Source organism: Novosphingobium aquimarinum (assembly GCF_009746585.1).
Classification (GTDB): domain Bacteria; phylum Pseudomonadota; class Alphaproteobacteria; order Sphingomonadales; family Sphingomonadaceae; genus Novosphingobium; species Novosphingobium aquimarinum.
Genome location: NZ_WRPO01000002.1, coordinates 1 through 26,179, shown reverse-complemented (window position 1 = coordinate 26,179; position 26,179 = coordinate 1). Strand labels below are relative to the sequence as shown.

27 protein-coding genes are annotated in these 26,179 nt (G+C 63.4%); 16 read left to right on the top strand and 11 right to left on the bottom strand.

Annotation, left to right across the window (positions count from 1 at the left end; translation table 11 throughout):
- Positions 1-4 precede the first annotated feature (4 nt).
- The 4 genes from GQO94_RS02185 to GQO94_RS02170 are packed head-to-tail and all read left to right on the top strand — an operon-like array spanning position 5 to position 3,466.
- Entirely contained in the window at positions 5-955 is a 951-nt protein-coding gene (locus tag GQO94_RS02185) for a haloalkane dehalogenase (protein ID WP_156839518.1), read from the top strand.
- 33 nt (positions 956-988) lie between these two features.
- Positions 989-1,867 (top strand): VOC family protein, encoded by an 879-nt coding sequence (locus tag GQO94_RS02180; protein WP_156839517.1) that lies wholly within the window; start codon positions 989-991, stop codon positions 1,865-1,867.
- 7 nt (positions 1,868-1,874) lie between these two features.
- Positions 1,875-2,843 (top strand): alpha/beta fold hydrolase, encoded by a 969-nt coding sequence (locus tag GQO94_RS02175; RefSeq protein ID WP_156839516.1) that lies wholly within the window; start codon positions 1,875-1,877, stop codon positions 2,841-2,843.
- A complete protein-coding gene (locus GQO94_RS02170; protein WP_156839515.1) occupies positions 2,840-3,466 on the top strand; it encodes a nuclear transport factor 2 family protein in 627 nt (208 codons plus the stop codon). The genes GQO94_RS02175 and GQO94_RS02170 overlap by 4 nt, the downstream gene beginning before the upstream one ends.
- Before the next feature lie 71 nt (positions 3,467-3,537).
- On the opposite strand, the gene GQO94_RS02165 is transcribed toward GQO94_RS02170, so the two are convergent.
- From GQO94_RS02165 to GQO94_RS02145, 5 genes are read right to left on the bottom strand one after another with little or no spacing between them, the layout of a single operon-like run.
- Positions 3,538-4,107 carry a carboxymuconolactone decarboxylase family protein gene (locus tag GQO94_RS02165; RefSeq protein WP_198045761.1) on the bottom strand — a complete coding sequence of 190 codons (570 nt, stop codon included), beginning with the start codon at positions 4,105-4,107 and terminating at the stop codon, positions 3,538-3,540.
- A gap of 60 nt (positions 4,108-4,167) precedes the next feature.
- The gene (locus GQO94_RS02160) at positions 4,168-5,226 is read right to left on the bottom strand and encodes a phosphotransferase family protein (RefSeq protein WP_156839514.1); all 1,059 of its coding nucleotides are present in this window, start codon (positions 5,224-5,226) and stop codon (positions 4,168-4,170) included.
- Positions 5,219-6,427 (bottom strand): acyl-CoA dehydrogenase family protein, encoded by a 1,209-nt coding sequence (locus GQO94_RS02155; protein ID WP_156839513.1) that lies wholly within the window; start codon positions 6,425-6,427, stop codon positions 5,219-5,221. Before GQO94_RS02155 ends, GQO94_RS02160 begins: the two co-directional genes overlap by 8 nt.
- Positions 6,424-8,505, bottom strand: a complete 2,082-nt coding sequence (locus GQO94_RS02150) for a 3-hydroxyacyl-CoA dehydrogenase NAD-binding domain-containing protein (protein WP_156839512.1) — start codon at positions 8,503-8,505, stop codon at positions 6,424-6,426. Before GQO94_RS02150 ends, GQO94_RS02155 begins: the two co-directional genes overlap by 4 nt.
- Positions 8,502-9,503, bottom strand: a complete 1,002-nt coding sequence (locus GQO94_RS02145) for an NADPH:quinone oxidoreductase family protein (RefSeq protein ID WP_156839511.1) — start codon at positions 9,501-9,503, stop codon at positions 8,502-8,504. Before GQO94_RS02145 ends, GQO94_RS02150 begins: the two co-directional genes overlap by 4 nt.
- 126 nt (positions 9,504-9,629) lie before the next feature.
- On the opposite strand from GQO94_RS02145, the gene GQO94_RS02140 reads away from it, so the two are divergent.
- Positions 9,630-10,295: a TetR/AcrR family transcriptional regulator gene (locus GQO94_RS02140; RefSeq protein ID WP_156839510.1), complete on the top strand. Its 666-nt coding sequence runs from the start codon at positions 9,630-9,632 to the stop codon at positions 10,293-10,295.
- 35 nt (positions 10,296-10,330) lie between these two features.
- Here GQO94_RS02140 and GQO94_RS02135 read toward each other — a convergent pair whose 3' ends face one another.
- From GQO94_RS02135 to GQO94_RS02125, 3 genes are all read right to left on the bottom strand, one after another.
- A complete protein-coding gene (locus GQO94_RS02135) occupies positions 10,331-10,810 on the bottom strand; it encodes an Lrp/AsnC family transcriptional regulator (RefSeq protein WP_156839509.1) in 480 nt (159 codons plus the stop codon).
- Positions 10,807-11,289, bottom strand: coding sequence for an Lrp/AsnC family transcriptional regulator (locus tag GQO94_RS02130; RefSeq protein ID WP_232332725.1), 483 nt, complete (start codon positions 11,287-11,289; stop codon positions 10,807-10,809). The genes GQO94_RS02135 and GQO94_RS02130 overlap by 4 nt, the downstream gene beginning before the upstream one ends.
- Before the next feature lie 88 nt (positions 11,290-11,377).
- Complete coding sequence (locus GQO94_RS02125) at positions 11,378-12,151, bottom strand: SDR family oxidoreductase (RefSeq protein WP_156839508.1); 774 nt, start codon at positions 12,149-12,151, stop codon at positions 11,378-11,380.
- 227 nt (positions 12,152-12,378) lie between these two features.
- Here GQO94_RS02125 and GQO94_RS02120 point away from each other — a divergent pair, with 227 nt between their 5' ends.
- Together GQO94_RS02120 and GQO94_RS02115 are read left to right on the top strand one after the other, a co-directional pair.
- Positions 12,379-13,461 carry an alkene reductase gene (locus GQO94_RS02120; protein WP_156839507.1) on the top strand — a complete coding sequence of 361 codons (1,083 nt, stop codon included), beginning with the start codon at positions 12,379-12,381 and terminating at the stop codon, positions 13,459-13,461.
- Between the two features lie 42 nt (positions 13,462-13,503).
- Positions 13,504-14,043, top strand: a complete 540-nt coding sequence (locus GQO94_RS02115; RefSeq protein ID WP_156839506.1) for a nuclear transport factor 2 family protein — start codon at positions 13,504-13,506, stop codon at positions 14,041-14,043.
- Between the two features lie 18 nt (positions 14,044-14,061).
- Here GQO94_RS02115 and GQO94_RS02110 read toward each other — a convergent pair whose 3' ends face one another.
- Positions 14,062-14,523 (bottom strand): nuclear transport factor 2 family protein, encoded by a 462-nt coding sequence (locus GQO94_RS02110; RefSeq protein WP_156839505.1) that lies wholly within the window; start codon positions 14,521-14,523, stop codon positions 14,062-14,064.
- A 212-nt stretch (positions 14,524-14,735) separates the two neighbouring features.
- Here GQO94_RS02110 and GQO94_RS02105 point away from each other — a divergent pair, with 212 nt between their 5' ends.
- From GQO94_RS02105 to GQO94_RS02085, 5 genes are read left to right on the top strand one after another with little or no spacing between them, the layout of a single operon-like run.
- The gene (locus tag GQO94_RS02105) at positions 14,736-16,919 is read left to right on the top strand and encodes a TonB-dependent receptor (RefSeq protein ID WP_156839504.1); all 2,184 of its coding nucleotides are present in this window, start codon (positions 14,736-14,738) and stop codon (positions 16,917-16,919) included.
- Positions 16,920-16,929: 10 nt separating this feature from the next.
- Positions 16,930-17,772 (top strand): sugar phosphate isomerase/epimerase family protein, encoded by an 843-nt coding sequence (locus GQO94_RS02100; protein WP_156839503.1) that lies wholly within the window; start codon positions 16,930-16,932, stop codon positions 17,770-17,772.
- The gene (locus GQO94_RS02095) at positions 17,769-18,521 is read left to right on the top strand and encodes an SDR family NAD(P)-dependent oxidoreductase (protein WP_156839502.1); all 753 of its coding nucleotides are present in this window, start codon (positions 17,769-17,771) and stop codon (positions 18,519-18,521) included. The genes GQO94_RS02100 and GQO94_RS02095 overlap by 4 nt, the downstream gene beginning before the upstream one ends.
- A 33-nt stretch (positions 18,522-18,554) precedes the next feature.
- Entirely contained in the window at positions 18,555-19,670 is a 1,116-nt protein-coding gene (locus tag GQO94_RS02090) for an oxidoreductase (protein ID WP_156839501.1), read from the top strand.
- Positions 19,671-19,713: 43 nt separating this feature from the next.
- Positions 19,714-20,397, top strand: coding sequence for a pentapeptide repeat-containing protein (locus GQO94_RS02085; RefSeq protein WP_156839500.1), 684 nt, complete (start codon positions 19,714-19,716; stop codon positions 20,395-20,397).
- A gap of 196 nt (positions 20,398-20,593) precedes the next feature.
- On the opposite strand, the gene GQO94_RS02080 is transcribed toward GQO94_RS02085, so the two are convergent.
- Positions 20,594-21,844 carry a type II toxin-antitoxin system HipA family toxin gene (locus GQO94_RS02080; RefSeq protein ID WP_119513707.1) on the bottom strand — a complete coding sequence of 417 codons (1,251 nt, stop codon included), beginning with the start codon at positions 21,842-21,844 and terminating at the stop codon, positions 20,594-20,596.
- Between the two features lie 6 nt (positions 21,845-21,850).
- A complete protein-coding gene (locus tag GQO94_RS02075; protein WP_232332724.1) occupies positions 21,851-22,075 on the bottom strand; it encodes an XRE family transcriptional regulator in 225 nt (74 codons plus the stop codon).
- Positions 22,076-22,579: 504 nt separating this feature from the next.
- On the opposite strand from GQO94_RS02075, the gene GQO94_RS02070 reads away from it, so the two are divergent.
- The 4 genes from GQO94_RS02070 (at position 22,580) to GQO94_RS02060 (ending at position 26,036) form a co-directional block, all read left to right on the top strand.
- Positions 22,580-22,822 carry a hypothetical protein gene (locus GQO94_RS02070; protein WP_151884781.1) on the top strand — a complete coding sequence of 81 codons (243 nt, stop codon included), beginning with the start codon at positions 22,580-22,582 and terminating at the stop codon, positions 22,820-22,822.
- Between the two features lie 215 nt (positions 22,823-23,037).
- Complete coding sequence (locus tag GQO94_RS02065; RefSeq protein WP_156839842.1) at positions 23,038-23,949, top strand: DUF7146 domain-containing protein; 912 nt, start codon at positions 23,038-23,040, stop codon at positions 23,947-23,949.
- A gap of 76 nt (positions 23,950-24,025) precedes the next feature.
- The gene (locus GQO94_RS21350; RefSeq protein ID WP_408636571.1) at positions 24,026-24,538 is read left to right on the top strand and encodes a hypothetical protein; all 513 of its coding nucleotides are present in this window, start codon (positions 24,026-24,028) and stop codon (positions 24,536-24,538) included.
- 52 nt (positions 24,539-24,590) lie between these two features.
- Positions 24,591-26,036: a strawberry notch family protein gene (locus GQO94_RS02060; RefSeq protein ID WP_408636570.1), complete on the top strand. Its 1,446-nt coding sequence runs from the start codon at positions 24,591-24,593 to the stop codon at positions 26,034-26,036.
- Positions 26,037-26,179 lie beyond the last annotated feature (143 nt).

Genomic DNA, 26,179 nt, shown 5'->3' with positions numbered 1-26,179 from the left:
CGTGATGGAAATCCGCCCCGGAATACGCCGAACGCCCGAGGAACGGTTCGCGGGGCTGCCGGGCTATGACTTTGCCCCGCGCTACGTCGATATCGCCGGTGGCGCGCTCGGCCCGCTGCGGATGCATTATCTCGACGAAGGACCGCGAGGGGCACCCGTCGTGCTGATGCTGCATGGGAACCCTACCTGGAGCTTCCTCTACCGGCACATGATCGGGCCCGTCGTTGATGCGGGCTATCGCGTCATCGCGCCGGACATGATCGGCTTCGGCCGTTCCGACAAGCCGAACGCGCGCGATGCCTATGGCTACGATCGCTTTGTCGATTGGATGGCGCAGTTCGTGCGCGCGCTAGGCCTCAAGGCGATCACTCTGGTCTGCCAGGACTGGGGTGGGCCGATCGGGCTGCGCGTCCTGTCGGAATTGCCGGACAGGTTCGATGCGGTCCTCGCCACCAACACGCTCCTGCCCAATTGCGAGCCGCCGCCCGCCGGAGTTCCGGGGTGGCCGGGCGAGGGCATCGAGGCGTGGATCAAAACCTGCCGCACGAGCGATGATCTTCCCACGAGCGAAGTCTTTGCCGGCGCCACGGTACAGCGCCCCGCGGATGACGTTCTTGCCGGTTACGACGCCCCCTTCCCGGATGCGGCCGACAAGGCGGGCATGCTGCAGATCACGTGCGGCATCCCGGTGGACGAGAATGCCGAAGGGCTCGAGGCGAACCGCGCCGCCTGGCGCGCTCTGGAAGAGTGGCACAAGCCGTTCCTCACCGCCTTCAGCGACGGTGACCCCGCCACCGCCGCCTGGGCCGACGTGTTCCGTCGCCGCGTGCCGGGGGCAGCCGATCAGCCGCATACCGTGATCCCGAACGCGGGCCATTTCGTGCAGGAAGAGCAAGGCGCCGCGCTTGCCGGAGTGCTGGTCGATTTCCTCGCCCGCAACCGGGCAACCGCCTGAGTCCAGGCGCCTTTGAAGCAACAGGAGTTGGTGATGCTGAGCCTATCCCATCGCGGCATTTGCATAAGCGACATGGCCCGTTCCGAACGGTTCTATCGCGAGGCGCTGGGTTTCGAGCCCTACCAGGACCATGGCACGGTCACGGGTCCGGACATGGAAAAGACCATGCAGTTGCCGGGCGTCCAGCTTCGCTGCATCATGCTCAAGCACCCGGACGGGCCGGTGATCGAACTGCTGCATTTCCTCGCGCCGGAATCGTTCGGACCGCGCGAGCGGCGCTCGATGCTGGACTATGGCCTGGTCCACTTGTCGTTCTACGTCGACGATATCGACGCCTCGGCGGAACGGATCGTCGCGGCCGGCGGCAAGGTCTACGAAGAGACGCGTGCGCACTACGCGGAAGGCGGCACGACGATGCTCTACTGCACCGACCCCGATGGCGTGCGCATCGAACTGATGCATGCGGACGGCGTGCCGGCCCGCTTTTCGCACAGCGGCATCTGCGTCGACGATATCGAAGCATCGATGCGCTATTACCAGGCGCTGGGCTTCGAGCCTTCCGACAATCACATGCTCGACACCGGCATGGATTGGCTGGGCACGATCATGGAAGTGCCGGGCATTAAGCTGCGCGCGCAGATGATCCAGGACGGCGCGGGCAACGTCATCGAATTGCTCAAGGTGTTCGAGCCTGGCTCGACCGGCTCTCGCGAACGGCGCAAGCTCAACCAGTACGGGCTTACGCATCTCGCCTTCTGGGACGATCAGCCGGATGCGACGGTCGACGCACTCACCTCGCGGGGCGGGCATTTCGTCGAGGACGCGCACGTCAAAACGCCGGGTATCGAGCTGTTCCATGGCGCTGATCCGGACGGGGTTCGCATCGAACTGATGAAGCCGATGGCGGCCTGATTCGACGATGGCGCAGTGGACGCACCGGCATGAGACGATCAACGGTATTCGCGTCCATTACGTCGAACAGGGCACGGGGCCGCTGTTGGTGCTTTGCCACGGGTTTCCGCATCTCTGGCTGAGCTGGCACCGGCAGATCGCGGCGCTGGCGGCCGCCGGCTGGCGTGTCATCGCCCCCGACATGCGCGGGATGGGGCAAACCGAGGCGCCCGCCGATTTTGCTGCCTACGATGTCGTGCATACCGTCGGCGATCTAGTCGGGTTGCTCAATCACTTGGGAGAGGCGCAGGCGGTCTTCGCGGGCCTCGATTTCGGGCTTTTCGCGATCTACGATCTCGCTCACCGGCATCCTGAACGGGTGCGGGCGATCATCGCGCTGGAAAATCCACACTTTCCCGATCGGCCCGACATCACGCCGCTGGCCGAAGCGGCGGATTGGGCATCGCGCCACTTTGTGCACATTCACTATTTCGTGCCGCCCGGTATCGCCGATCGCGATCTCGCGGCGCGGCCGAGGACGTTTCTGCACCGCGTGTTTTACGCCTTATCCGGCGACTTCCACTACATCGACATTTGGAAGCATCCTCCCGGCACCACGTACATCGACGCCTTGCCCGAAGCGCCGCCGCTTCCCTGGTCTTGGCTTACGGAGTGGGAGCTCGAATGGTTCGTCTCCGAATACAGCCGTTCGGGGTTCACCGGGGGGCTCAACTGGTATCGCGCGATGGATCTGCGCTGGCATCAACGCGCGGCCTATCGCGGCCACAAACTCAAGCCGCCGTTCTATTTCATCGGCAGCACGCACGATGTCGACCTAGAGGTCTGGCACGGTGACGATCCGCTGAGCGCCATCGCCGATCATCACGAGGATGTGCGCCGGGTCGAGATGATCGAGGGGGCCGGCCACATGATGCAGCTAGAGCGCGCCGAAGAGGTCACGCGCCTGATGCTGGAATTTTGCGAGGAGATTGCATGACCGAAGACCTAGCCCGCCGGATCGACAGGCTGGAATCCATCGACGCGATTCGGCAGCTTGCCGCCAAGTACTCGCTCGCGCTCGACATGCGCGATTCCGATGCCTGGGTGAACCTGTTTCCCGAGGACGTGAAGGTCGGTGGTGGCAAGACCGGCCGCAAGGCACTGCGCGACTGGTTCGACGAAACGCACTCGATGCAGTTCGATGGAACCTCGCATCACATCGGCGGTCACATCATCGACTTCGACGATCCCGATCATGCGCAAGGCGTGGTCTATTCAAAGAACGAGCACGAGACCGGGGCCGAATGGGTCATCATGCAAATGATGTATTTCGACCAGTACGAGCGGATCGAGGGTCGCTGGTTCTTCCGCCGCCGGCTGCCGCTGTATTGGTATGCGAGCGACCTGAACAAGCCGCCGATCGGCGAGCGCAAGATGCGCTGGCCGGGGCACGCGCCCTATCACGGCAGCTTCCACGACCTGTTCCCGTCATGGAAGGCGTATTGGGCGCGCGAAGGCAAGGCGCACGATGCGCCGGTGGCGGAGCCCGCGCCGCTGGAGAAATTCATCGACACTATGCGGGCCGGGGCGCCGCTACCCAAACCGCGCGTGCGCAGCTGATCCGGTCGGTCCGCCGAACGGCTAAAAGGAGATGACGGGGGCGGTTCGCGAGAACCGCCCCCGCATCACATTCAGGCCGCTTCCGTTTCCGGCTGGGCGAAAGGCAGGCAGACACTGTCGAAGCCCAGCACATGGGCTACCCGGCCAAGGCCGACCCAGGAGGCGACGCTGTGCGCGAGATCGACGATCTCACCGTCGCTGAATTCGGCCTTGGTTCGCGTCCAGAAATCCTCGTCGGCGGCCAGCACCTTCGGTTCTTCGGCAAAGCGTTCGGCGAACTCGATCGCCAGCCGTTCGCGCGTGCTGAACACGGGCGACGTGCGCCAATCGCTCACCGCTTCGTAGAACGCTTCGTCCGGCGCGGGGCCGTTGTCGGACACCAAGTGATCGGGCCTCGTGCCCGTGGCCGAGAACATCGCCGGCGCGTCGCGTGCCGCTCGGAACTGCTGGCAGATGATGCAGCCATTGATCTGCGCCGTGCGCGAACGGGCGCCTTCGAATTCGCGCAGCGAAAGCTGGGAGCGGGTGTAGACGGCTTTCGAAAAATCGGATGCGGCCGCCATGATCTCGCGCGCATGGTTGGCGCTGGCGTAGGAATAGGGGTCGTGGCCGTGCTCGTCGGGAATGTCGATGCGTATCATCACTCTCTCCTCTTGCCTGATCTTGTCTTCTCTATTCAGACCTTCATCGTGAATTCGGCGTCATGAGTTTTGCGCCGTAAGTTTGGCGTCGCGGTCGGCGGACGCGATTTGCCAGCCCAATCCCGCGATATCGGCCGCGAGCGCGCCGTGCCGTGCGGCCACGTCGCTTGAAGCGTTTCCGTCCAGGGCGCGGCGGAAGACACCCTGTCGAATGGCCGCATTGCGGAACGTCGCGAAAGCCAGCGCATAAGCCCATGTTTCCGGCGGCGGCACAGGAATACCCCTGCGCTCGCAATACGACTCCAGATACCATGCCTCGCTCGGGATGCCCAGCGCCGCCAGATCGACATCGGCGAGGCCGCGATAACCTTCGTGCGGCACCCGCCAGGCCATCATGTGCTGCGCCAGATCGGCGAGCGGATCGCCAAGGGTCGAAAGCTCCCAGTCGAGTATCGCGCGCACCTTCGGCTCGCATTCATCGAAGATCATGTTGTCGTTGCGAAAATCGCCGTGGACGATGCGGCTTTCCGCTCTGCCGGGATTGTTGGCCGGCAGCCAGTCGATCAATCGCTCCATCGCCTCGATCCGGCTCGTCTGGGTGGCGCGATACTGCTTGGTCCAGCGGGCCACTTGCCGCCCGAAATAATCGCCGGGCCGTCCGAACTCGGCAAGCCCCACCGCCTCGGGATCGACAGCGTGCAACGCCGCGAGGGACCGGTTCATTTCCTGGTAGATGGCCTTGCGCTCGGCCAGATCCATGCCTGGCAGCCGCGCGTCCCAGAAATTGCGTCCGGCAACGTAGTCCATGACGAAGAACGGCGTACCGATCACGCTCGCATCCTCGCATAGCGCGAGCGGCCGCGCGACCGGTACGGCGCTGTCCTTCAAGGCATCGGTCACGCGGTACTCGCGCTCGACCGCGTGCGCCGATGGCAGCAACACCCCCGGCGGCTTCTTGCGCAGGACATAGCGAGGCGTGCCAGCGATATGGATCGCGTACGTCGGGTTCGACTGGCCGCCAGAGAACTTGTGCGCTTCGATCTCCCCATCCAGCGCGGGCAGCGCCGAGGACCACCAGCGTCTCAGCGCATCCAGATCGAGAGCATGCGGGTCAGCCATATTTGGCGAGCTCGAGCCTGCCCAGCTGATGCCGATGCACTTCGTCCGGACCATCGGCGAAGCGGATCTTGCGGGCATGGGCGTAGTAATTGGCAAGGAAGGTATCCTGGCTGATCCCCATCCCGCCGTGCGCTTGCATGGCCCAGTCGATCACTTGGCAGGCCATGCTTGGGGCCGCGACCTTGATCATCGCGATCTCGGCCTTGGCCGCCTTGTTGCCGACTTCGTCCATCCGGTGCGCGGCCTGCAGCGTGAGCAGCCGTGCCTGGTCGATCATGATCCGCGAATTGGCAATCCGTTCGATGATGACGCCTTGTTCGGCCAGCGGCTTGCCGAAGGCGACGCGGCTCTTGACCCGGCGGCACATCGCTTCGAGCGCGCGCTCCGCCATGCCGATCATGCGCATGCAGTGGTGGATACGTCCGGGGCCGAGCCGCGCTTGCGCGATCTCGAACCCGCGCCCTTCGCCCAACAGCAAGTTGGAGGCGGGCACGCGCACGTCTTCGAACAGGATTTCCATGTGGCCGTGCGGGGCATCGTCATAGCCGAGCACGGTCAGCGGGCGCAGCACGGTCACGCCGGGCGTATCGCGCGGCACCAGGATCATCGATTGCTGCTTGTGCCGGGGGGCATCGAAATCGGTCTTACCCAGCAGGATCATGATCGCGCACTCGGGATCTCCCATGCCGGAGATCCACCACTTGCGGCCGTTGATGACGTAATCGTCGCCATCGCGAACGATGCTGGTCTCGATATTGGTGGCATCGGACGAGGCGACAGCGGGCTCGGTCATCGCGAAGGCCGAGCGGATCTTGCCATCGAGCAAGGGTTGCAGCCAGCGCTGCTTGTGTTCGTCGGTGCCGAAGCGTTCGAGCGTCTCCATGTTGCCGGTGTCGGGCGCGGCGCAGTTGAACACCTGCGGCGACCAGTGAACGCGGCCCATTTCCTCGCAAAGCGGCGCGTAATCGAGATTGGAAAGACCCGCGCCATGGCCGCTTTCGGGCAGGAACAGATTCCAAAGGCCCGCCTCGCGCGCCTTGGGCTGCAGTTCCTTCACCAGCGGCACCGTTGCCCAGCGATCGCCGTCGGCCACCTGGCGATAATACAGCGCCTCCTGCGGATAGACGTGCTCGGCCATGAAGGCGCGCAGCCGCTCCAGCAACTCCGTCGTGCGGGGGCTGGGATCGAGACCGCGGCTCATCCGTAGAACCCCTTGCCCTCTTCCGCCAGGCGCACCAGCAGCGGCGACGGCGTCCAGTATCCGGCGCCTTGTTCGTCCTGGAAACGCTCGATCGTCCGAAGCACGTGGTCGAGGCCAAGCTGGTCGGCCCAGAACATCGGTCCTCCCGTATAAGCGGGCCAGCCCAGCCCGTTGACCATGGCCACATCGATGTCCTGAGGCCGCGATGCGACGCCTTCATCGAGGATCTTCGCGCCTTCGTTCACCATTGCGAACAGCAGCCGTTCCCGCACTTCCTGATCGCCGATGTCGCGCAAGGTCAGACCGTGCCGTTCGGCATGTGCGGCGATCATGCGCGTGGTATCCTCGTTCGCGCTGGCCTTGCGGTTCTCGTCATAGCTGTACCAGCCCGATCCGGTCTTTTGACCCAGACGCCCGGCGGCGACCAGTTGCTCGGGAAAATCGGCCCGAAGCTCGCGCGCGGTGGCGCTGTCCTTCCGGGATGCGCGCGCGGCCGCCTGGACGTCGAGCCCGGCCAGATCGCCTAGCGCGAGCGGACCCATCGGGAACCCGTAATCGACCAGCACGTTGTCGATCGCGGCGGGCGCGGCCCCTTCCTCGACGAGGAAGAACGCCTCGCGCGACCGCTTCGATAGCATGCGGTTGACGATGAACCCTTCGCACACGCCTGACAGCACGGGGAGCTTTCCGATGGTCTTGCCGAACGCCATGATGGTGGCGACGACATCGGGCGCGGTTCCTGCGGCGCGGACGTTTTCGAGCAATCGCATGATATGCGCGGGATTGAAAAAGTGCATGCCGCACGTGTCTTCGGACCGCTGCGAGGCCTTCGCCAAGGCTTCGATATCGAGGAAAGAGGTGTTGCTGGCGAGGATCGTGCCGGGGCGCGTTGCCTTGCCAAGCGCGGCGAAGACCTCGCGCTTGATTGCGATGTCCTCGGTCACCGCTTCGATCACCAGATCGGCATCGGCCAGGTCCTCTATCGCGACCGACCACTGGATGCGCTCGAGCCGCCGATCCATCTCGTCTTGCTTCAGGCGGCCCTTGTCGACCGTGGAGGACAACATCTTGGTAATGGCCTTTTGCGCCGCCGCCAGATGATCCGCATCGGCGGCGACAGCCGTGACCGGGATTCCGGCTGCTGCGATCGCCATGACGATCCCGCGCCCCATTACGCCAAGGCCGATGACTCCGGCCCGCTTGATGTCGCGCGGGGCGACATCGGCCGAAAGCCCGGGGACTTTCACCACCTCGCGCTCCGCCGCGAAGATATGGCGCAAGGCGCGTGACTGCGGCGCCGCGATCATTTCCTTGCACATCTCGTACTCACGCACGAGCGCGCTTTCGAAGTCCATTTCGTAACCCAGACGGATCGCCTCGAGCGCTTTCATCGGCGCTTCCTGCCCGCGCATCTCGCGGCCGAGCGATTTGCGCGCCTTGTCGAACAGGTCCGGATCATCGGTCGGCATCGGCAAGTCGCCCGCGCGCCGTGGTCCCTTGCCTTCCGCGACCAATCGCCGAGCGAAAGCGCGCGCCGCTTCGACGAGATCGCCTTGCGCCACCTCGTCCACCAATCCCATCGCTTCGGCCTTGCTCGCGGAAATCGGCTTGCCTTCGGTGATGAGGGTGATCGTGTCGGCGAGGCCAGCAAGCCGCACACCGCGCTGCGTTCCGCCCGCGCCGGGGACGAGGCCCAGTTTGACTTCCGGGAAGCCGAAGCGGGCGTCCGCCGCCGCGACCCGATAGTGACAGGCGAGCGCCACTTCGAACCCTCCGCCCAGCACTGTCCCGTGAACCGCCGCGACGATCGGCTTGTCGCAATGATCGATCGCCTTGAGCACGTCCGGCAGCGGCGGCGGCAGGGCAGGGCGGCCAAATTCCTTGATGTCCGCGCCTGCCACGAAGGTCTTGCCTGCGCAGCGCACGACCATGGCCTTCGCGTCGGCGTCACCGCCGAAACGGCGCACGGCCTCGTCCAGACCGGCACGCACCGCGTGCGATGTCGCGTTGACGGGTGGGTTATCGATCAGCACATCGGCAATGCCGTCATGCAGCTCATAGGAAACGACTTCGTTCACGAGTGGTCCTTCTTGTGCGTGTCACGAATGGCCAGGATCACCTTGCCCTGGGCGCGGCGTTCCATGACGTGTTCGAGAGCGGCCACCGCGTCTTCCATGGGGAAGACGCGATCGATGACCGGATTGATGCGACCGGCAGCGAGGCGGCCGAGGAGATCGGAGATATTGCCCGCGTGATGCGCCGGATCGGCGCGCAGCGACATGCCCCAAAGCACGCCAAGCGAGGCGGCGCTTTTCAGCAGCAGGAGATTGGCGGGGATCTTGGGAATATCGCCCGTCGCGAAACCCACCACCAGATGGCGTCCACCCCAGGCAAGCGACTTGACCGCCGCCAAACTGCTCTCGCCGCCGACCGGATCGTAGACGACATCGACACCCGCACCGTCGGTCAGCGCCTTCACGCGCTCGCGCAAATCCTCGTCGGAATAGCGGATCGTCTCGCTCGCCCCGCGATCCCTAGCAAGCGCCAGCTTGGCATCGGTCGAAGCCGCCGCGACGACGCGCGCGCCCATCATCGCGCCGAGCTCGACCGCCGCCAGTCCGACGCCGCCCGCCGCCCCCAGCACCAGCAAAGTTTCGCCCGACGCCAGCCGCGCCCGATCCTTCAGCGCATAGTACGAGGTGCCATACGTGATAAGAAGGCCCGCCGCGTCCACCATGTCGACTTCATCCGGCAGCGCATAGACTTGCGTGGCGGGAACGGCCGCTTGCTCCGCGAAGGCTCCGGTGCCGCTGAACGCCGCGACCCGGTCACCCGGCTGGAACCCATTCACCTTGGTGCCCACAGAAACGACCACGCCCGCCAGTTCGCTGCCCGGCGCGAAGGGCAGGGGCGGTTTTGTCTGATACTTACCCTGCACGATCAGGCCGTCGGGAAAGTTCACCCCGGCCGCGTGCACATCGATCAGGACGTCGCCATCGCCCATGGCGGGTGAAGGCATGTCGGCAATCGTCAGGTCGCTCAGCGATGCGAAGGCCTGACAGAGAACCCCTCTCATTTCTTTCCCCAACTACTGTATGAAACAAGCGTTTGAACAGCGTTGGGGCTTATGTCAATGAGGAACGACGCGAAGGACGAGGCGGGCCACACTGGAAGGGGCGGGCGTGATGTCTATAAGGCGAGGATGACCCAACAGGCGGATGCGCCCGAACCAGCAGAACCGAAACCCGCCGCCCGATCAGGCGAGGGCGGCGGCGCGCGTGAACGCATCTTTCGCGCGGCCGAATGGCTGGTCGCGGAGCATGGCTTCGACGGCGTATCGACCCGCGACATCGTGGCGCGCGCCGGCGCCAACGTCGCTGCGGTCAATTATCACTACGGGTCCAAAACCCGGCTGCTGCTGGAAATCTTTCGCGCCCGCGCGACCGAACTCAATCGCGAGCGTACCCAATTGCTACGTCAGACGCTGGAGGCGGAACCGGACAATCCCCGGGCCATCTTGCGAGCGCTGATCGAGCCGCCGACTTTGTGGGTCGACGATGACCGTCGCATAGCCCTGCGCTTTCTCAATCGTGCCCGCTACGAAGGTCCGCTGGAAATCCGCGAACTCATCCGCACCGACGTGCGGCATTTGCGACGCTTCGCCGATGCGCTTGCCAGCGCCCTACCAGAACTGCCGCGAGACGAAGTGATCTGGCGGTTGCACTTCGCGCTTGGCGTCCTGCATTACAATCAGCCGACGGATTACGCTCGGCTCGCTCTCATCTCCGATGGTGCGTGCACACCGGAAGACCGGGAGGCCTTGATGGAACGGCTGCTGCAATTCATCTGTGGCGGGTTCGGTTTTTAAGCGCGTGTGAAGCGCCGATCGCCGGTCTGTGGGCTCTAGTCCTTGTCGCCGGTGATCCGGGCAATGCCGACTTCGTACTTCACATTGTGGACCGAGACCGAAGTGATCACGTCGCGCACGCCTTCGAGCGACCGGATGCGTTGGAAGATGAGCGCGTTCACTTGCTCGATATTGGTGAACAGCCCCATCGCCAGCAGACTGTACCGCCCGAGCAGCACCACGACGCAGTTAATCTCGGGAATCTCGGCGAGCTGCTTCGCCAGCCCGCCGACGCGGCTTGGATCGGCCTGAATGCCGAGCATGACCAGGTTCGGCGATCCCGCCACGCGAAAGTCCGTCACCACCGTGAACTGGATCAGCTGTTCGGCCTGCAGCCGCTTGATCCGGCTGCGAATGGTGCCTTCGGTCACCTTGAGCTCGGATGCGATCTGCCGGTTGGACACGCGCGCATCGCGCCCCAGCTTCTCGATGATGGAGCGGTCGAGGTCGTCGAGGCGATAAGTGCTGCTGCTCATAGGGGCGCCACGTTGAATTCGAACTTCACGATGTCGGCTGCGATACCTGGATCCAGCGCATCGACTCCTGCGATGCCCGCCACGTGATCGAGCAGGAAGACGTTGATGTCCGCATAATCATGCAGCGCCACCAGCATCTCGATGTCCTTCGGCCCATTCATGATGTTCACGCTGAACACCTCGGGCAGCCTGGCAAGATCGCGGGCGACATCCTGAACCTCGCGACCCGCCACTTTGACGCCCACGGCAATCAGGACGTTGTAGCCGTGCGCGGCGAAATCGGTGACCGCGACGACGCGAGACGCGCCCAGCTCATCAAGCCGGCGCAGGCGCGAGGATACGGTCGCCGCCGTGACGGACAGCTTTTCCGCGATTTCCTGATTGGTCGCGCGGCCGTTCACGCGCAGCAGCTCGATGATGCCGTTGTCGAGCGCATCGAGCGCGGTGGGAGATAATGTCTTGCCCGACCTGATCTGCAACTTCGCACTCCCTTCACCCGCCAGGAAGCGCGATGTAGCGAACGGGCCCCGGAAAGCCAAGGCCCGGCCCGATCGGGATGATGATGGTTCAGCCTTGGCGGGCTGCTTCCTCGTTGACGATCTCTAGAAACAAAGGGCGCTCGCCCCCGCCATGAACCGAAAGCTCGGTGCCGCTGACATAAGCCGCCATCGGCGATGCGAGATAGGCGACCGCATCCGCAATGTCCGATCCCCGGCCCATGCGCTTGAGCGGAAGCGACGCCGCGATCCGATCCTGCGCCTCCTGGGTGCCGTACGTGAGCTCGGACGTCTCGGTTTCGATCAGACCGACAATGATGGCGTTCACGCGGATATTCGGGCCCCATTCCTGCGCGAGGCTTTTGGTGAGGCTGAGCAATCCGGCCTTGGCCGCGCCGTAGATCGCGGTGCCCGGCGAGGGGCGGACCCCCGCGACACTGGCGATGTTGACGATCGCACCGTTCGTCTCCTTGAGGTGCGGGTAGGCCGCTTGCGCCATGTGCAGCGGCGCGAGCAGGTTCAGCGCCAGGATCGCTTCGGAGAAGCGAGGGCTGGCGGTGGCCGCCTCGACCGGCGGCGACCCGCCGGCATTGTTGACGACGATATCCAGGCGACCGAAGCGGGCGACCACGTTGTCGACGAAATCTCGGACCTGGGCGGGATCGCGCACGTCACAGGCAACGAAGTGCGCTTCGCGGCCGTCGGCTTGCGGCAACTGCTCGGGGGCTTTGCGCCCACACGTGGCGACTTCGCACCCCGCCGCAAGCAGGCGGCGGACGATAGCGGCGCCAATCCCCCGCGTTCCGCCCGTCACGATCGCGACTTTCCCCTGCAAACCGTCCATTCCCGACCTCAACTTCCTTTCATCGCCCTCGCCTCGCGCCCATGCTCGCAAAAAGGGTGGAGGACAACCGCTCCCTTAGCCTTTGGCGGTTCGATCGCACAAGCCAGAGACGCGAGTCGCGCTTGTATTAGAAATTAGGTCGAGGATCGCGTTTTTTATGAGCACCCTTGCTGCGCACGTGGCAAAAGCGCATGTGGTGCTTACGCCATTCTGGAAGACGTACGCATATGGATATTTTTTCGCCGGTCATCCTGGGCGCGCTGTCGCTGTCGAACCGGATCGTCATGGCGCCGATGACCCGCGACCGCGCCGGTCCTGACGACGCACCGACCCCGCTGATGGCGGAGTACTATCGCCAGCGGGCCAGCGCGGGATTGATCGTGACCGAAGGCGTCCAGCCCAGTCCCGAAGGCAAGGGCTACTGGCGCACGCCAGGCCTCCACAGCGATGCGCAAGTCGATGGCTGGCGGCAAGTTGCCGATGCCGTGCATGACCGTGGTGGACGGATCGTCGCGCAGCTCATGCACGTGGGGCGCGCGGCGGTGGCGGCGAACAAGGGGGCGGGCGTCGATACGGTCGCGCCGTCGGCGATCGCCTCGCGCGAGCCCATTCCCGGCCCCGATGGTGTTCCCGTCGCCACCGTCATGCCGCGCGCCCTGGAAACGGACGAAATTCGCCACGTGATCGAACAGTACGTGCAAGCGGCACGAAACGCCCGCGCCGCCGGGCTCGACGGCGTGGAGCTTCACTGCACCAGCGGCTACCTGCCGATGCAGTTCCTGTCGACGGGCAGCAATCGTCGCGACGATCGCTATGGCGGGAGCACGGCGAACCGGATCCGTTTCGTGGTCGAAACCATGGAAGCGATGGCCGAGGCGATCGGCGCCGATCGCGTGGGCTTCCGGATCTTTCCCGGCAACCCCTACAACGACATGTCCGACGAGGATCCGGCCGATACCTATGGCGCGCTGATCGATGCGCTTGATCCGGGCGGCTTTGCTTACTTGCATCTCATTCACTACGCGACGCCCAAGCTCGATGCCCTGGCGTTGCTACGGCCGCGCTGGCGCGGCGCGATCATTGCGAACAATGCGCTCACGCTGGAAAGCGCACGGGCGCTGCTGGACACGGGCCAAGTCGATGCGGTGTCGTTCGGCCGGCCCTTCATCAGCAATCCCGACCTCGTCGAGCGCTTTCGCGCCGGGGCGCCGCTGGCACCTCAGGACCGCGAATTTCTCTATAGCGGCGAGGAGCGCGGCTATACCGACTATCCGCGCTGGGCGGGGCAAAAGGAGTCAACCGGCGCCTGACGCGATCCGGCGACCGATAACACCAGGAAGAGAGGGTTAATCATGGCCTATACGCTGCAACAGCTGTCCGATTTCGAAGATATCCGTACGCTCAAGCATCGCTACTATCGCGCGATCGACACGGCGGATGTCGCGCTGCTCGACACCCTGTTCACCGATGACGTCTCGGTCGATTATCGGGGCGGCGGCTACCGCGTGACACTCACCGGGCGCCAGGAGATGGTCGACTTTCTGGCGAGCAGCTTCCACTCCGATTTCGCCGGCATGCATTACGGACACATGCCCGAGATCACTTTGACCGGCGACGATGAAGCCGAAGGCATCTGGTATCTCGAAGACATCGCCATCTTCACCGACAGCGGCGTCCACACCAGTGGTTCGGCCGTGTACAAGGACCGCTATCGCCGCGAGGACGGGCGCTGGAAGATCGCGCACACCGAATACGACCGGATCGTCGAAGTGGTGCGAAAGTTGACGCCCGACGAGAAGGTGACCGCGCACTATCTCGCCAAGGCGGGCCTCAAGCCGCACGAGCGCAAGGATATCTCGCACCTCATCACCTGGTTCGACGAAGCGGCCTGAGAGGCTTCCGTCGGCTTGCTAGCCGGCGGACACTTCGGGGATCGGCTCCATGTCGGGCGTATTGTAGGTATAGGCCATCTCCTCGTACCGCGAGGAGATGCGCCAGCCGTCCGGAGTGCGGACAAGCTCGTCGCGATACCACAGGCCGATGAAGAACACCTGGTCCTCGCCGTCCGGCTTGCGATAAGTCATCGGGTTGAACAGGATCGTCCGGCTGGTCGCCTTGTCGCCATCCAGTTTGAGTTGGGTGGTCGCCACCATGTGCTGGAACATGGGAAAGCGCTTCATGGCGACCGGCAGCCATGCCTTGATCTCGCCGACCGTTCCCTTGGCGCCGCCTGTTTCGCTGTAATCGATGACCGCGTCCGGCGTGAAGACCGTGTCCAGCACGTCGAAATCGCGATCATCGATGGCGAAGGAATAGCGCGCGAAGAGATCCTGAATTTCCAGCCGGTCGGATATTTCCTGAAGCGACAGCATGCATCCTCTCCTTTATCTTCGTTCGGTGTAGGCATCGCAGAAAGCCTGGGATCACGCAATCGATTAGCAAAGCGCCGGCAAAGGCTTGAATTGCGTTTTGATCGGGCGCAATGAAAACGAAACTGAGGGGAAATCTGTTGGCAAACCTAGTAGGCGGCGCGGCCGCCGGCCTTCTTGTGGCGTTAAGCGCCGCACCCGTGTCGGCGCAGGATATGACCGCAGCGCCCATCGGAGCCTCGACCGACGGTTCGGACACGACCGACATCATCGTCACCGCGCGCCGCCGTGAGGAACGGCTTCAGGACGTTCCGATCGCGATCACGGCCATCGGAGCCGAGGCGCTCAACAGCCGGGGCTTGGACTCGGTCACTCAAGTCTCGCAAATCGCGCCGAACCTCCAGTTCACGCCGGGGCAGGGCGGCAACAGCGGCGGCATTGCGGCCTTCATCCGGGGCGTGGGTGAGAACGACTTCATCATCACGTCCGACCCGGCGGTCGCGGTCTATATCGATGGCGTCTATGTCGCGCGCACCTTTGGCGCGACTACCGAGCTGCTTGGCATCGACCGGATCGAAGTCCTGCGCGGGCCACAGGGCTCGCTCTTCGGCAAGAACACGATTGGCGGCGCGATCAACGTCGTGTCATCGATCCCGGGGCAAACGCCGCGCATCGAGGGAGACTTGCGGTACGGCTCCTACAACACCGTGCGCGCGCGCGCGATGGTGGAGCAGCCGTTGAGCGATACGCTGTCGCTCGGCGTTTCCGCATTGGGCGAATTCGGCGAAGGCTGGCAGAAGGTGCCTTCGGGCAAGAACCTGAGCAATCGCAATGTCATCGCTGCCAAGGCGGCGCTCCACTACGATGCGAACCCGCTCGACGTGGTGCTGACCGTCGATGGCTTGCGTCGCCGCCAGAACGGCGCCGCGCACAGCATGCTGGCATTCCAGCCGAGTTTTTTCTCGACGCTCTTTTCCGATTTCATCGCGCCTTGCTGCACCGTGCCCGATCGCAAGGACCGCACCGACACCACGCCCTTCTTCAACCGCGACGATACCGACGCGATCAATGCATCGCTCACCGTATCCGCCAATCTCGGCGCGGTCCTGCTGAAGTCGATCACCGGCTACCGTTTCGTCGACGCACAGTTCGGCCGCGATGGCGATGCTTCGGCCGAGCTGAATTACGCAGGCGATTTCCATGACGAGCGCGCCCGCCAATGGAGCCAGGAGCTGCAGCTTTCGACCGATCTGGGCGGGCGTGGCAGCGTGCTGGTCGGCGCTTACGCGTTCCGCGAGCGCAGCCGCGACAATACGATCCTGATCGTTGCCGACGCCCTTTACCCCAGGCTGATCGCCGCTGGGTTTGATCCCGCCCTGGCCACGATGCTCGACTTCAACATCGATTTCCGCAATCGCCAGACGACGACGAATTACGCCGTCTTCGGTAACGCGACGTATGATCTGACCGATGCGCTGACGCTGGAAGTGGGCGGCCGCTATACGTACGAGCGCAAGCGCTTCAGCCAGGCGGCGACCCGCATCTACAGCGGCGCGCCGCTGCTGGCGGGAACGCCGGAATATACGCTGAAGAAAAGCTGGGATTCGTTTACGCCGCGCGCGTCGTTGAGCTACGATTTCACCCCCGGCGTGATGGGCTACGCCTCCTGGTCGCGCGGGTTCCGCTCCGGCGGGTTCAATGGTCGCCCGACATCGGTCGAGGAAATCGGTAGTTACGATCCCGAGCGTCTGACGTCCTATGAAGTGGGCCTGAAGACCAGTTTTGGTCGTATCGCGACGATCAATCTCGCGGTGTTCCGCAACGATTACCAGGATCAGCAGATCCTCGTGAATACGGTAAGCGAAAACACCGGTCTGATCATCTCGCGCAACGAGAATGCCGGCAAATCGCGCATCCAGGGGATCGAGCTCGACGCCAATATCAGGATGTCGCCGCGTCTCTCGTTGATTGGCTCGTTTGGCTATCTCGATGCCGACTATCTGGAATATACCTCGGTGATTGCCGGCGTGCCGACCGACGTCAGCTTCCGCACGCCGAAGCAGGCGCCCGACCTGACCGCCAGCATGAGCGCCGTTTACCGCCTGCCACTGGCGAACGAAAGCGCGGCGACCTTCCGGGTCGATGCGAGCTATCGCAGTTCGGTTTTCCTCGATGTCGAAAATACCGATCTGCTGGAAACGCCCGACAACGTGCTGCTCAACGCCAGCGTCGAATACGACATCGGCGACAGCGGCTTTTCGGTGCGGGCCCAGGCCGACAACATCACCGACAAGCAGATCCTTACGGCCGGCGTCGACTTGCGGCCCGCCTTCGGCTTCGTCGAAGGCTATTACAGCCAGCCGCGACGGCTCTGGCTGTCGATCGCTTATCGGCGCTGATCGGCTGACCATGCGCCTGCGATTTGCCGGTCACCTTGGTCTTCGCGATCCCTTGCGGCCGCTGTTCGCGGAGCTGGCCGGGTCGGATGACCCGACCGCGCAGATCGCCTGGCTGGGCGAGCACGGGTTCGCCGGTGTGTTCGACAATGGCCTGTCCGCGCGTCCCGAGGCGGAGCAGATCGCGATCGGCGAAGCGGCCCGGCGGCATGGTCTCGCCTTCGGCAGCATCGCCCTCGATCCGGTGGGTTGGGCGACGCCGCTCTGGAGCCGCACCGATGCGGCGTCGCGAGAGCGGCAGCGCGAAGTGGTGGAGTTCGCGCTCGAGGCAGCCGCGCGCGTTGGCGGCAGGACGATCAGCTGCGTTACGGGATTGGTCAGCGATGAGCCGGCGGGGGCGCAGTGCGATGCCATGGCGGACAATCTCGCACGTGTCGCGCACTTGGCGAGCGAAAAGGGCGTGATGCTCTGCGTGGAACCTGTCGCACCAGACTTCATACCAGGTCTGCTGGTACGGCGCCTCGACGAGGCATTGACGATCGTAGAGCGTGCATCCCATCCCGCAATCCGCGTGGCGTACGATGTCGGCCATATTGCGATGACGGGCGACGATCCCGTGGCAGGTATCGGGAAGGCGAGTGCGCTGATCGGCCTCGTGCAGATCGCCGACGCGCCGGGGCGCGCCGATCCGGGCGCGGGCACGATTGACTGGACTGCTCTTTTCGCCGCGCTCGAGGCCACTGGCTACACCGGGCTGATCGAGGTCGAGACCTTGCCGATGGAGCCGGGGCGGGAAGGGGAGGCGGCCCTGCTCGCGCGCCTCCAAGATCTAGACACGAGGACCGAGGGAGAATGAGCATGCGGTTCGAAGGCAAGCGCGCCATCGTGACGGGGGCGGCATCGGGCATCGGCCTTGCGGTGGCAAAACTTCTCGCGAGCGAAGGCGCGAAGGTCGTAATTGGCGATCTCAACGTGAAGGGACTGGAGACCGCGGCGGCCGACATCGGCGGCGCGGCGCTGGCGTTCCCGATCGACGTCAGCGATCATGACGCCTGCCAGCGCATGGTCGAGACAGCCGTGAGCGAGCACGGCGGCCTCGATATTCTGTGCAACATCGCCGGGGTGCTGGACATGGCGCCGCTCGCGCAATTCACGCCCGAGCGCTGGGCGCGGATGATCGGCGTGAACCTGAGCGGCGTGTTCTTCCTGTCGCGAGCTGCGATGCCGCACCTGATCGAGACGCGCGGCAGCATCGTCAACATGGCGTCCGCTTCCGGCCTGGTCGGTGTGCCGTACAACTCACCTTACAGCGCGTCGAAGCATGGCGTCGTGGGCCTGACCAAGGCGATGGCGCTGGAATTCGCGAACCAGGGCGTGCGCGTCAATGCGATCTGCCCGGGCGGTGTGAAGACGCCTTTGCTGAACGCGCCGCCGCCCGAGGGGGTCGATTGGGAGGCGGTGATGCGCTCGGCCTCGTGGCTCGACCATGGCGAAATGTGTGAGCCCGAGGATATCGCCAATGCCGTCGCCTTCCTGGCATCGAACGATGCGCGAATGGTCACCGGCGTCGCCTTCCCGGTCGATGGCGGCCAGACCGCCGGATGACTGCGGCAAAGTCAGGAGAAGGGTGGTGAGGGCATGAGCGATCCCTTGTTCCAGCCCTTCAGCATCGGCTCGCTGTCCTTGCGCAACCGCATCGTCATGTCGCCGATGGGGCAGGGCAAAGCCCCCGGGGGCATTCCCGATGCGCGCTACGTCGAATATTTCCAGGCGCGCGCGGAAGGCGAGACGGGGCTGATCATCAGCGGCACGACCGCCGTCGATCATCCCCAGGCCGCGTTCGACGATCACGAACCGCACATGCACGGCGCGGCCGTGCCGGTGTGGCGGCGGATCGTCTCGGCGGTGCATGCGCGTGGCGGGCGCATGATCGCGCAATTGGGGCATGCCGGCCTGCAAGGCCTCGCGCCCAATCCGCCGGCTTGGCTGGGGCTGAGCCCCTCGGGTCTATGGATGCAAGGCGCGCAAGTGGGGTGGGAGCCCGTCGGTGAAATGCGCGAGGCGCCGATGACCGCGGCGCAAATCGACGATGTGATCGCCGCCTTCGCCCGGAGTGCGCTGACCGCCCAGTCCATCGGCTTCGATGGTATCGAGATTCACGGCGCGCACGGCTTTCTGATCGACCAGTTCTTGTGGTCGCACACCAACCAGCGGACCGACGATTATGGCGCCGAACGCACGCGGTTTGCGGCCGAAATCATCGCGGCGTGCCGGTCGGCGGTTGGGCCTGAGCTACCCATCCTGTTCCGCTTTTCCCAATTCAAGATGACGGATTACGCGGCCAAGCTGGGTCAGACCGCTGCCGAGCTGGAAGCCTTGCTGCGACCGCTGGTCGATGCGGGCGTGACGATGTTCGATTGTTCGCAGCGGCGCTTCTGGCGGCCGGAATTTCCGGATAGCTCCTTGAACCTCGCGGGTTGGGTCAAGAAACTCAGCGGTCGCCCCACGATCGGCGGGGGCGGCGTGGGCCTGGAAAAGACCTCGCTCGAATATGGTGAAGAGGGGGTCTACGGCCACGTCGCGTCCGCCTCGACCGCGCATCTCGACGAGCTGCGCGAGCGCATCGATCGTGGCGAATTCGATCTCGTCTCCATTGGCCGCGCCATTCTCGGCGATCCACACTGGGCGCGCAAAGTGCGGACTGGGGACACCGATAGCCTGCAGCCCTACCGTCCCGAAGTGCTGGTCTGGTGATCCGCCCCCTGTCGCCATGGACACCCGTAGAGCAATGCGCGAGATGATGGATATGCCATCCGACCAACCTATTCAGGACGCGCAGCTTTCGCGCGAGTTCTTCACGCGGCAGGCAGGGCCGGGACATCTGATCGATTGCGATCTCGATGAGGTGGACCTTTCCGAACTCGACCTTTCCCGCTGGACCTTCGAACGGTGCAGCTTCCGGCACACGGACTTCGCGGACAGCGGCTTGGAAGAGGCCGTGCTCCGGTCCTGCCGAGGCGCTTATGCCAACTTTCGCGGCTGCAATCTGAGCGAGGCGCGGCTGGAAGCGTGCGACTTCAACAACAGCACGTTCGGCAATGCCGTCCTCGGCGCCGCGCAATTCGTCCGCTGCAAGCTGACGGGAGCGGATCTCGCCGATGCGCGAATGATGGACGCGCGGTTCGAGGAAACGATTCTGGTCGGTGCCAAGCTTGCCGGGCAATCGTTTCGCAAGGCCACGCTGCGTCAGCTCGACTTTTCCGATGCGGACTTGCGCAAGGTCGATTTTCGCCAGACCGACTTCGAGGGCTGCAGCCTGCGCGACGCGGACGTGATGGGCGCCCGCTTCGACGGCGCCGACTTGCGCGGCGCAGACCTGGGTGGTGTCAGGCTCGCGAACGCCGACTTGTTTCGCGGAGCGACCATCTCGCGCGAGCAGGCAGGGCAGCTCCTGGAGGAACTGGGGCTGCGGGTGCTGTAACCCTTCGCCTCGGCGCGGCTATTTGCGCCGGTAGCGGAAGTACCAGACCTTAGTGGTCATACTATCATAATACATTGATATATAATAATTAAGTGGCATTTTTTGATGCCTATTTTCTCGGCTAGCAATCACCGGGTAATCACCATGTCAAATTTGGCAAGCACGCGCCCCCATGAACGGATTTCTGCGATTGCGATCATAATGCAGGCGCTGCCAACCGGAAGCAGGTGGCGAAACGCTTGCGATCAGCCGCGCTTATCCCTGCTTCTGTGAATAGGTGTTCCCACCGTGTCGCTACGATTCTGCTCATGTCTTCGGCGATTGCTTTCGCGTCATCAGGGCCGAGGTCGAAGACTGCGGCACCAGCGAGAGCATTCTCGATCGTTGCATTGCGGCCTTCCGGCCCCACACCGAGGACGAGCCGTCGCTCCAGCCCCAGCTGCGGTTTCGGCACTACATCGTAAAGCGGAGATAGCCGCCAACCCTCACCATCGAACAGGAAGCCATGGTTACGTAGGTGATCATCATCATTCGTGACGAGGATATTGAGCAGCATACGACGAAATAGCTCGTGTAGATCCTGGCGTACTTCGGTTCCGAATTGCCGGATCGCTCCTGCGAGATCCGCATAGCTGAAGCTGCTGACCTCGCTCTCATGCGCCCCGAGCATTGTGAGCCCCGATGCAAAGGGCCTACGTTCCAGCCAGTTGCCGTGAGGAATCCGATCGAACCGCTCGATCAGATAGATGTCGCGATCAAGGACACAGCGGAAGTCGAGTGGCGGCACATCGAGACCACATTCGCTGGCAAGCCGCATCGTCGCCAGTTCAACTCTGCATTCGGGAAAGCTGTCCCCGCGCTTCTGGAATTTCGCGATCCAGGGTTGCTCGCCGATCTTTGTAGCTGCCTTCGGTCGGGCACCGCCCAGAGATGATCCGGCTGCCAGCAAGGCTCTCAAGTTCTCGTCGAGTTCGTCGACATGCTGCGCGCGTTCGGCGGCTTCCGCTAGCTCTGCGAGCGTGAACTCTTCGCCCGGAGCAGGGCCCCCCCCCCATGGCGTAATTCTCTCCGGCCGGGCGGGTGTTGGCCCGAAGGCGAGCGCGCCTACACGATGTTCGCCCGAGGCCAAAATGAGATCGATTTCGCTCGGCAACCGATCGCCCATCGCCTTGTACATCAGGTATTGGCCCCAGCCGTCAGGAGCAGCATCTCGAATGCCACCGAACACGGCAAAGCCTTCTTCCGTCCTGAACGTTCGAGAAGTTCCAGCTTCGTGCAACGGGAGAGCTACAGGATCGACCGGAATACGGTCAGCGCGTTCAAGATAACGCCGCCCGTAGGCGAAGGTAGCAAACTGGTTGCGCGGTTCGTCGGTCATCGTGAGAAGGCCTGCCGGAACAGGTCCTTCCTCAAGATGCACGAAAACATAGGTGCGGATGGTCGTCACGGCTTGCTAGAAATCCAGATCATCGTCGTTGCCAGCATGGGTCTTTTGGGGCAGGCGGGACAAATCTTCGCTGATTCCGGCCCGATCACTGTCTGGGGTTACCAACTCAGCAAGGCGCTGTGTCATCCCAAGGACATGAAGGGCGCTCGCCAGAACCGCGAGGCCCACGGTAGGATCCCCCGCTTCGAGACGTTGCAGCGTTTGAACCGAGACGATCATCCGCTCGGCCATCAAACGCTGAGGGAGTTTTCTCCGGCGGCGAGCAAGGGCGATATCCTTGCCTAGCCGTGTAATCGCACGTTGGCTCTGGGGCGGTAGTCCGCTAGCAGCTCGAGACGAACGGGGCATGACCCGATATATGACATATCATGCGAAATTCCGCAAATAGAAATGATATGTCATGTTTTTGTGCTCTTTCGCTTGAAGCAGATTTACCGAAGGAAGATGCTTCACCGCCTCCTGCACGAGGCTTACAATGACCATGACTGAGTGGAGAGGCGCTGGTGAGCGGTCGCTAGGCCGCGGCTTGACCATCGTACTTCAAAAGTCGCTGTGCAGTTGCGCGAATTGTCTCAGCGACTATATCGCAAACGTCACGCATGTCGGCACAAGCCGACAGCTTCGGAAGAATTCCGAGGTCCCGTCCTCCAGTTGGAGGTTAACCGGCGGACCCTGCAGAGGGTTCGCCGAATTTTGTTCGAACGCTCTCGCAGGTCCAACCCGATGGAGCATCGAATGCATTATTCAGACGAGGAAATCGAACGCGCGAAGACATTATTCGCTCGTGAAAATGATCAACCCGGCCATGGCAGAATGGCGGTTGCCGCGATGGCGGGAATGAGCAAGCCCGGCAAAATCAGCCATATCACTCATCGACGGACTTGGCGGGACTACCTTCCGAAGGCACGACGCGATTTGCAAAAGGAAAGATCGGACCGGAATTTTCGATTAGGTAACGTGTCGCATGATCTAAACTGACCAGGTCGTGGGGCAGCGATAAGGATCAATGGCGCTAGTGAGAAGTCACTACGAATAATCGGTAGACCTCGCGGGTGAGCGGCGATGTCGATGTGACGCTCAAATCGACGGGCTCGCAGTGCAGACGTGAATCCCCTCCGACCTGTTCTTACAACACAGAAGGGCTGGAGGGGAGGAGGGCCTTTGTGAGCGAGCCGAAAGGATCGCGATGTGCCATGTCCCACCGATATTCCACCAAGATAAGCTCTTTGGAAGAAGCCGCCCGCCGCATCTGTGAAAACCGGGGCGGCAAATGGTCCGGCACAAAGGGCATGGCCTGCTGCCCTGCACATGACGACCGTACGCCGTCACTCGGTGTGTCGCTCGGCCAAAAAGCGATCCTTTTCCATTGTTTTGCGGGATGTGATCAGCAGAGCGTGCTGGCTGCTCTGGCGAGTGAAGGTGTCGACGCAACCTCGCTCTTTTCAGGTTCTGCGACTATCAACGGTCCCGAGCCGACCATAACGAGCAAACCCTCGGCGGCAGCGCTGAGGATCTGGCGCGACGCACAGCCACTGCGTGCCAGTCCGGCAAAGGCATATCTTGAGAGCCGCGGCATCCTCGCCGCATCTCCGGCCCTCCGCTTTCATCCGCGAACGCCGCTTGGCCCGAAAGGACGGACCCGCTTTCTGCCCGCCATGATCGCGGCGGTCAGCCTCGACGAGGGCCCCATCGCCATCCACCGCACGTTCCTGTCTACCGAAGCTTCAGGTAAGGCCGCTTTCGAAAAGCCGAAACGCGCGCTTGGCGCGCTCGGTGAAGCTGCTGTCCGCCTCTTCGCTCCGGCCTCCGGCAAGCTCGGCCTCGCCGAGGGCATCGAGAGCGCGATGTCGGCCTATGCGCTAACCGGCATCCCCGTCTGGGCGACTCTGGGCAATGAGCGCTTCGGCCTCGTCAGCGTGCCAGAGAGCGTGACTGAACTCCATCTCTTCGTCGATCACGATGCTGGCGGCGAGCTGGCCGCCTCGCGTGGCATGGCAGCTTATGCCCGCGATGGGCGGAAGATCCACGTTCGCAAGCCATCCTCAAGCGAGACAGACTGGAACGACGAACTTACAGCATGGCTGCGCCGCAAAGCGGCACAGTAAGAGGAGAGAGGGCTTCTCGAATTCCTGATCCGGCAGAGGGCGCGTCCCGATGCCATCATCAGGAGGACGAATTGCCATGTTTCAATCAGACCTGTTTCCCACCGGCGAACACTTGCCGTCAGAGCCCCTGGCCTATGCCACCGGCACCAGGATTGCCGCGCTTCTTGCCTCGGGGCGTCATCTTACCCGTGCCGACATTTCCGGGCTGTTCGCCGAAGAGACCGGCGTCCAGGGCTGGGGAAGCGCCTGGACGATCGACGACTACAACAACGCCGTCGAGATCGGCGCTCTGCTCTGGCTTCGCGAGTCCTCGCGCATCGACCTGGCGACAAGCGTGCATGAAGCCGAAGCGCGGTTCGACTGGCTCGAAGCAGCCTTGCCGCCGCGGCACGTGCGCAGTGAAGGACAGGTCGAGCCGCACCGGGACGGGTATCGCCGTTCGCCTGGTCAAGTTCGACAAGACGCAGACTGCGTCCGCGCCAGTTATCACCGGAGATACTGGCGACCTGATCGAAGTCCACGAGCTTATCACTGCGCTTCCGCCACGCGTACAGACCTCCGCCAACATCCATCGCTTGCCAGTCGGTAAGCCAGTGAGCCTCGTTGGTAAGACTTCAACGCATCGCGCGCCGGTCCGGCCGGTGGCGCCGTTTGCAGCGACAACACCAGCCACAGCGAATGCGATCGATCTTACCTATTCGGTCTTGGCCGACCCCGCACCGGTGCCCGAACAGACCGGCATCTATCTGCCATACCGGCCCAGCCGCATCGCGTTCGAAGACGCGCCGGTCCATCCCACGCCGCTCGTGGAATCGGTCGCCATGGGTTCTGTCGCGGCGCCTCAGCCGGACGTCACACCGCGTCTTCCCGCTGGCTGGCAGGCCGATGGCCTTCTGTCCGAAGCGCAGTGCGAGACATTGGTCTATGCAGCCCAGGCATTTGCGCGCGACCTGCCGGGCCAGTTCAAGGTCAGCCAGGAAGGCACCGCGCTGGAACTCTCCGAGGACGGAAACTTCTACCGCCAAGGCTTCTTCCTCGGCGACGGAACCGGAGCGGGCAAAGGACGGCAGATCGCCGCGGTCATCATGGATCGCTGGCTCGCAGGCGAGCGCCGACATGTCTGGATCACCAAGAACGAGGCGCTGCTCGAAGATGCACGCCGCGACTGGGAAGCGCTTGGCGGGCTGCCGCTCGATCTCCAGCCGCTCTCGCGCTGGAAACTCGGCCAGCCCGTAACGATGTCCGAAGGCATTCTCTTCGTCACCTATCCGACGCTGCGCTCAGGCCGCGCCGAGGATACGCGGCTCGACCAGATCCTTGCCTGGGCAGGCGAGGATTTCGACGGCGTGATCGCTTTCGACGAAGCCCATGCGATGGCCAATGCGCTCGGGGGCTCTTCAATCCGCGGCAAGGTCAAGGGCTCCGAACAGGGCATGGCGGGTCTGAGGTTGCAGAACCATCTCCCGCGCGCCCGCGTGCTCTACGCGTCTGCCACTGGCGCTTCGGATATCGTCAACCTCGGTTACACTTCCCGCCTCGGCCTTTGGGGACCGGAGACCGCTTTTCCGACCCACGAGGCATTCATGACCGAGATCCGCGCTGGCGGCGTCGCGGCGATGGAGCTCGTCGCCCGTGATCTCAAGGCCCAGGGTCTCTATCTTGCCCGTGCGCTGTCCTTCGCCGGGGTCGAGTACGAGATCCTCGAACACAGCCTGACCGAAGCGCAAATAAAAATCTATGATGCCTATGCTGATGCCTGGGCGATCATTCACCGCAACCTCGAAGCTGCGCTCGAAGCAACCCGCGTGGTCGACGAGGACAGCGGCGACACGCTCAACCGCAATGCCAAGGCTGCGGCGCTATCGATCTTGGAAGGCACCAAGCAGCGCTTCTTTGCCCAGCTCCTGCTTTCGATGAAATTGCCGAGCCTGATCCCCGCGATGGAAGTAGCGCTTGGCGAAGAGCATTCGGTTGTCGTGCAGCTGGTCTCGACCGCCGAGGCCATGCTCGACCGGCGCGTTGCTGACCTTACCGTGGAAGAACGCGAAGCTCTCGATATCGATCTGTCCCCGCGTGAATACGTGTAATGTTGAGCTCAACATTACACGTATTCTTTGCAGTCGCAGTTTATGTCGAGCGTGGCGGCAGGAGGCGCAGGTTTCCTTCGGTTTTCCATGATTTCACTCCAGATAATATATGAGGATCAGGGGAATGTCTGGGGACGGGTCAG

Bases quoted from the DNA above. Each gene is read 5' to 3' on its own strand.
- GQO94_RS02140 (WP_156839510.1), top strand. From the start codon at position 9,630: ATGACCCAACAGGCGGATGCGCCCGAACCAGCAGAACCGAAACCCGCC.
- GQO94_RS02075 (WP_232332724.1), bottom strand. From the start codon at position 22,075: ATGGCCGAGCGGATGATCGTCTCGGTTCAAACGCTGCAACGTCTCGAA.
- GQO94_RS02095 (WP_156839502.1), top strand. From the start codon at position 17,769: ATGAGCATGCGGTTCGAAGGCAAGCGCGCCATCGTGACGGGGGCGGCA.
- GQO94_RS02085 (WP_156839500.1), top strand. From the start codon at position 19,714: ATGATGGATATGCCATCCGACCAACCTATTCAGGACGCGCAGCTTTCG.
- GQO94_RS02120 (WP_156839507.1), top strand. From the start codon at position 12,379: ATGGATATTTTTTCGCCGGTCATCCTGGGCGCGCTGTCGCTGTCGAAC.
- GQO94_RS02070 (WP_151884781.1), top strand. From the start codon at position 22,580: ATGCATTATTCAGACGAGGAAATCGAACGCGCGAAGACATTATTCGCT.
- GQO94_RS02155 (WP_156839513.1), bottom strand. From the start codon at position 6,427: ATGAGCCGCGGTCTCGATCCCAGCCCCCGCACGACGGAGTTGCTGGAG.
- GQO94_RS02065 (WP_156839842.1), top strand. From the start codon at position 23,038: ATGTCCCACCGATATTCCACCAAGATAAGCTCTTTGGAAGAAGCCGCC.
- GQO94_RS02100 (WP_156839503.1), top strand. From the start codon at position 16,930: ATGCGCCTGCGATTTGCCGGTCACCTTGGTCTTCGCGATCCCTTGCGG.
- GQO94_RS02170 (WP_156839515.1), top strand. From the start codon at position 2,840: ATGACCGAAGACCTAGCCCGCCGGATCGACAGGCTGGAATCCATCGAC.
- GQO94_RS02160 (WP_156839514.1), bottom strand. From the start codon at position 5,226: ATGGCTGACCCGCATGCTCTCGATCTGGATGCGCTGAGACGCTGGTGG.
- GQO94_RS02145 (WP_156839511.1), bottom strand. From the start codon at position 9,503: ATGAGAGGGGTTCTCTGTCAGGCCTTCGCATCGCTGAGCGACCTGACG.
- GQO94_RS02185 (WP_156839518.1), top strand. From the start codon at position 5: ATGGAAATCCGCCCCGGAATACGCCGAACGCCCGAGGAACGGTTCGCG.
- GQO94_RS02105 (WP_156839504.1), top strand. From the start codon at position 14,736: ATGACCGCAGCGCCCATCGGAGCCTCGACCGACGGTTCGGACACGACC.
- GQO94_RS02165 (WP_198045761.1), bottom strand. From the start codon at position 4,107: ATGATACGCATCGACATTCCCGACGAGCACGGCCACGACCCCTATTCC.
- GQO94_RS02115 (WP_156839506.1), top strand. From the start codon at position 13,504: ATGGCCTATACGCTGCAACAGCTGTCCGATTTCGAAGATATCCGTACG.
- GQO94_RS02090 (WP_156839501.1), top strand. From the start codon at position 18,555: ATGAGCGATCCCTTGTTCCAGCCCTTCAGCATCGGCTCGCTGTCCTTG.
- GQO94_RS02180 (WP_156839517.1), top strand. From the start codon at position 989: ATGCTGAGCCTATCCCATCGCGGCATTTGCATAAGCGACATGGCCCGT.
- GQO94_RS02125 (WP_156839508.1), bottom strand. From the start codon at position 12,151: ATGGACGGTTTGCAGGGGAAAGTCGCGATCGTGACGGGCGGAACGCGG.
- GQO94_RS02110 (WP_156839505.1), bottom strand. From the start codon at position 14,523: ATGCTGTCGCTTCAGGAAATATCCGACCGGCTGGAAATTCAGGATCTC.
- GQO94_RS02175 (WP_156839516.1), top strand. From the start codon at position 1,875: ATGGCGCAGTGGACGCACCGGCATGAGACGATCAACGGTATTCGCGTC.
- GQO94_RS02135 (WP_156839509.1), bottom strand. From the start codon at position 10,810: ATGAGCAGCAGCACTTATCGCCTCGACGACCTCGACCGCTCCATCATC.
- GQO94_RS21350 (WP_408636571.1), top strand. From the start codon at position 24,026: ATGTTTCAATCAGACCTGTTTCCCACCGGCGAACACTTGCCGTCAGAG.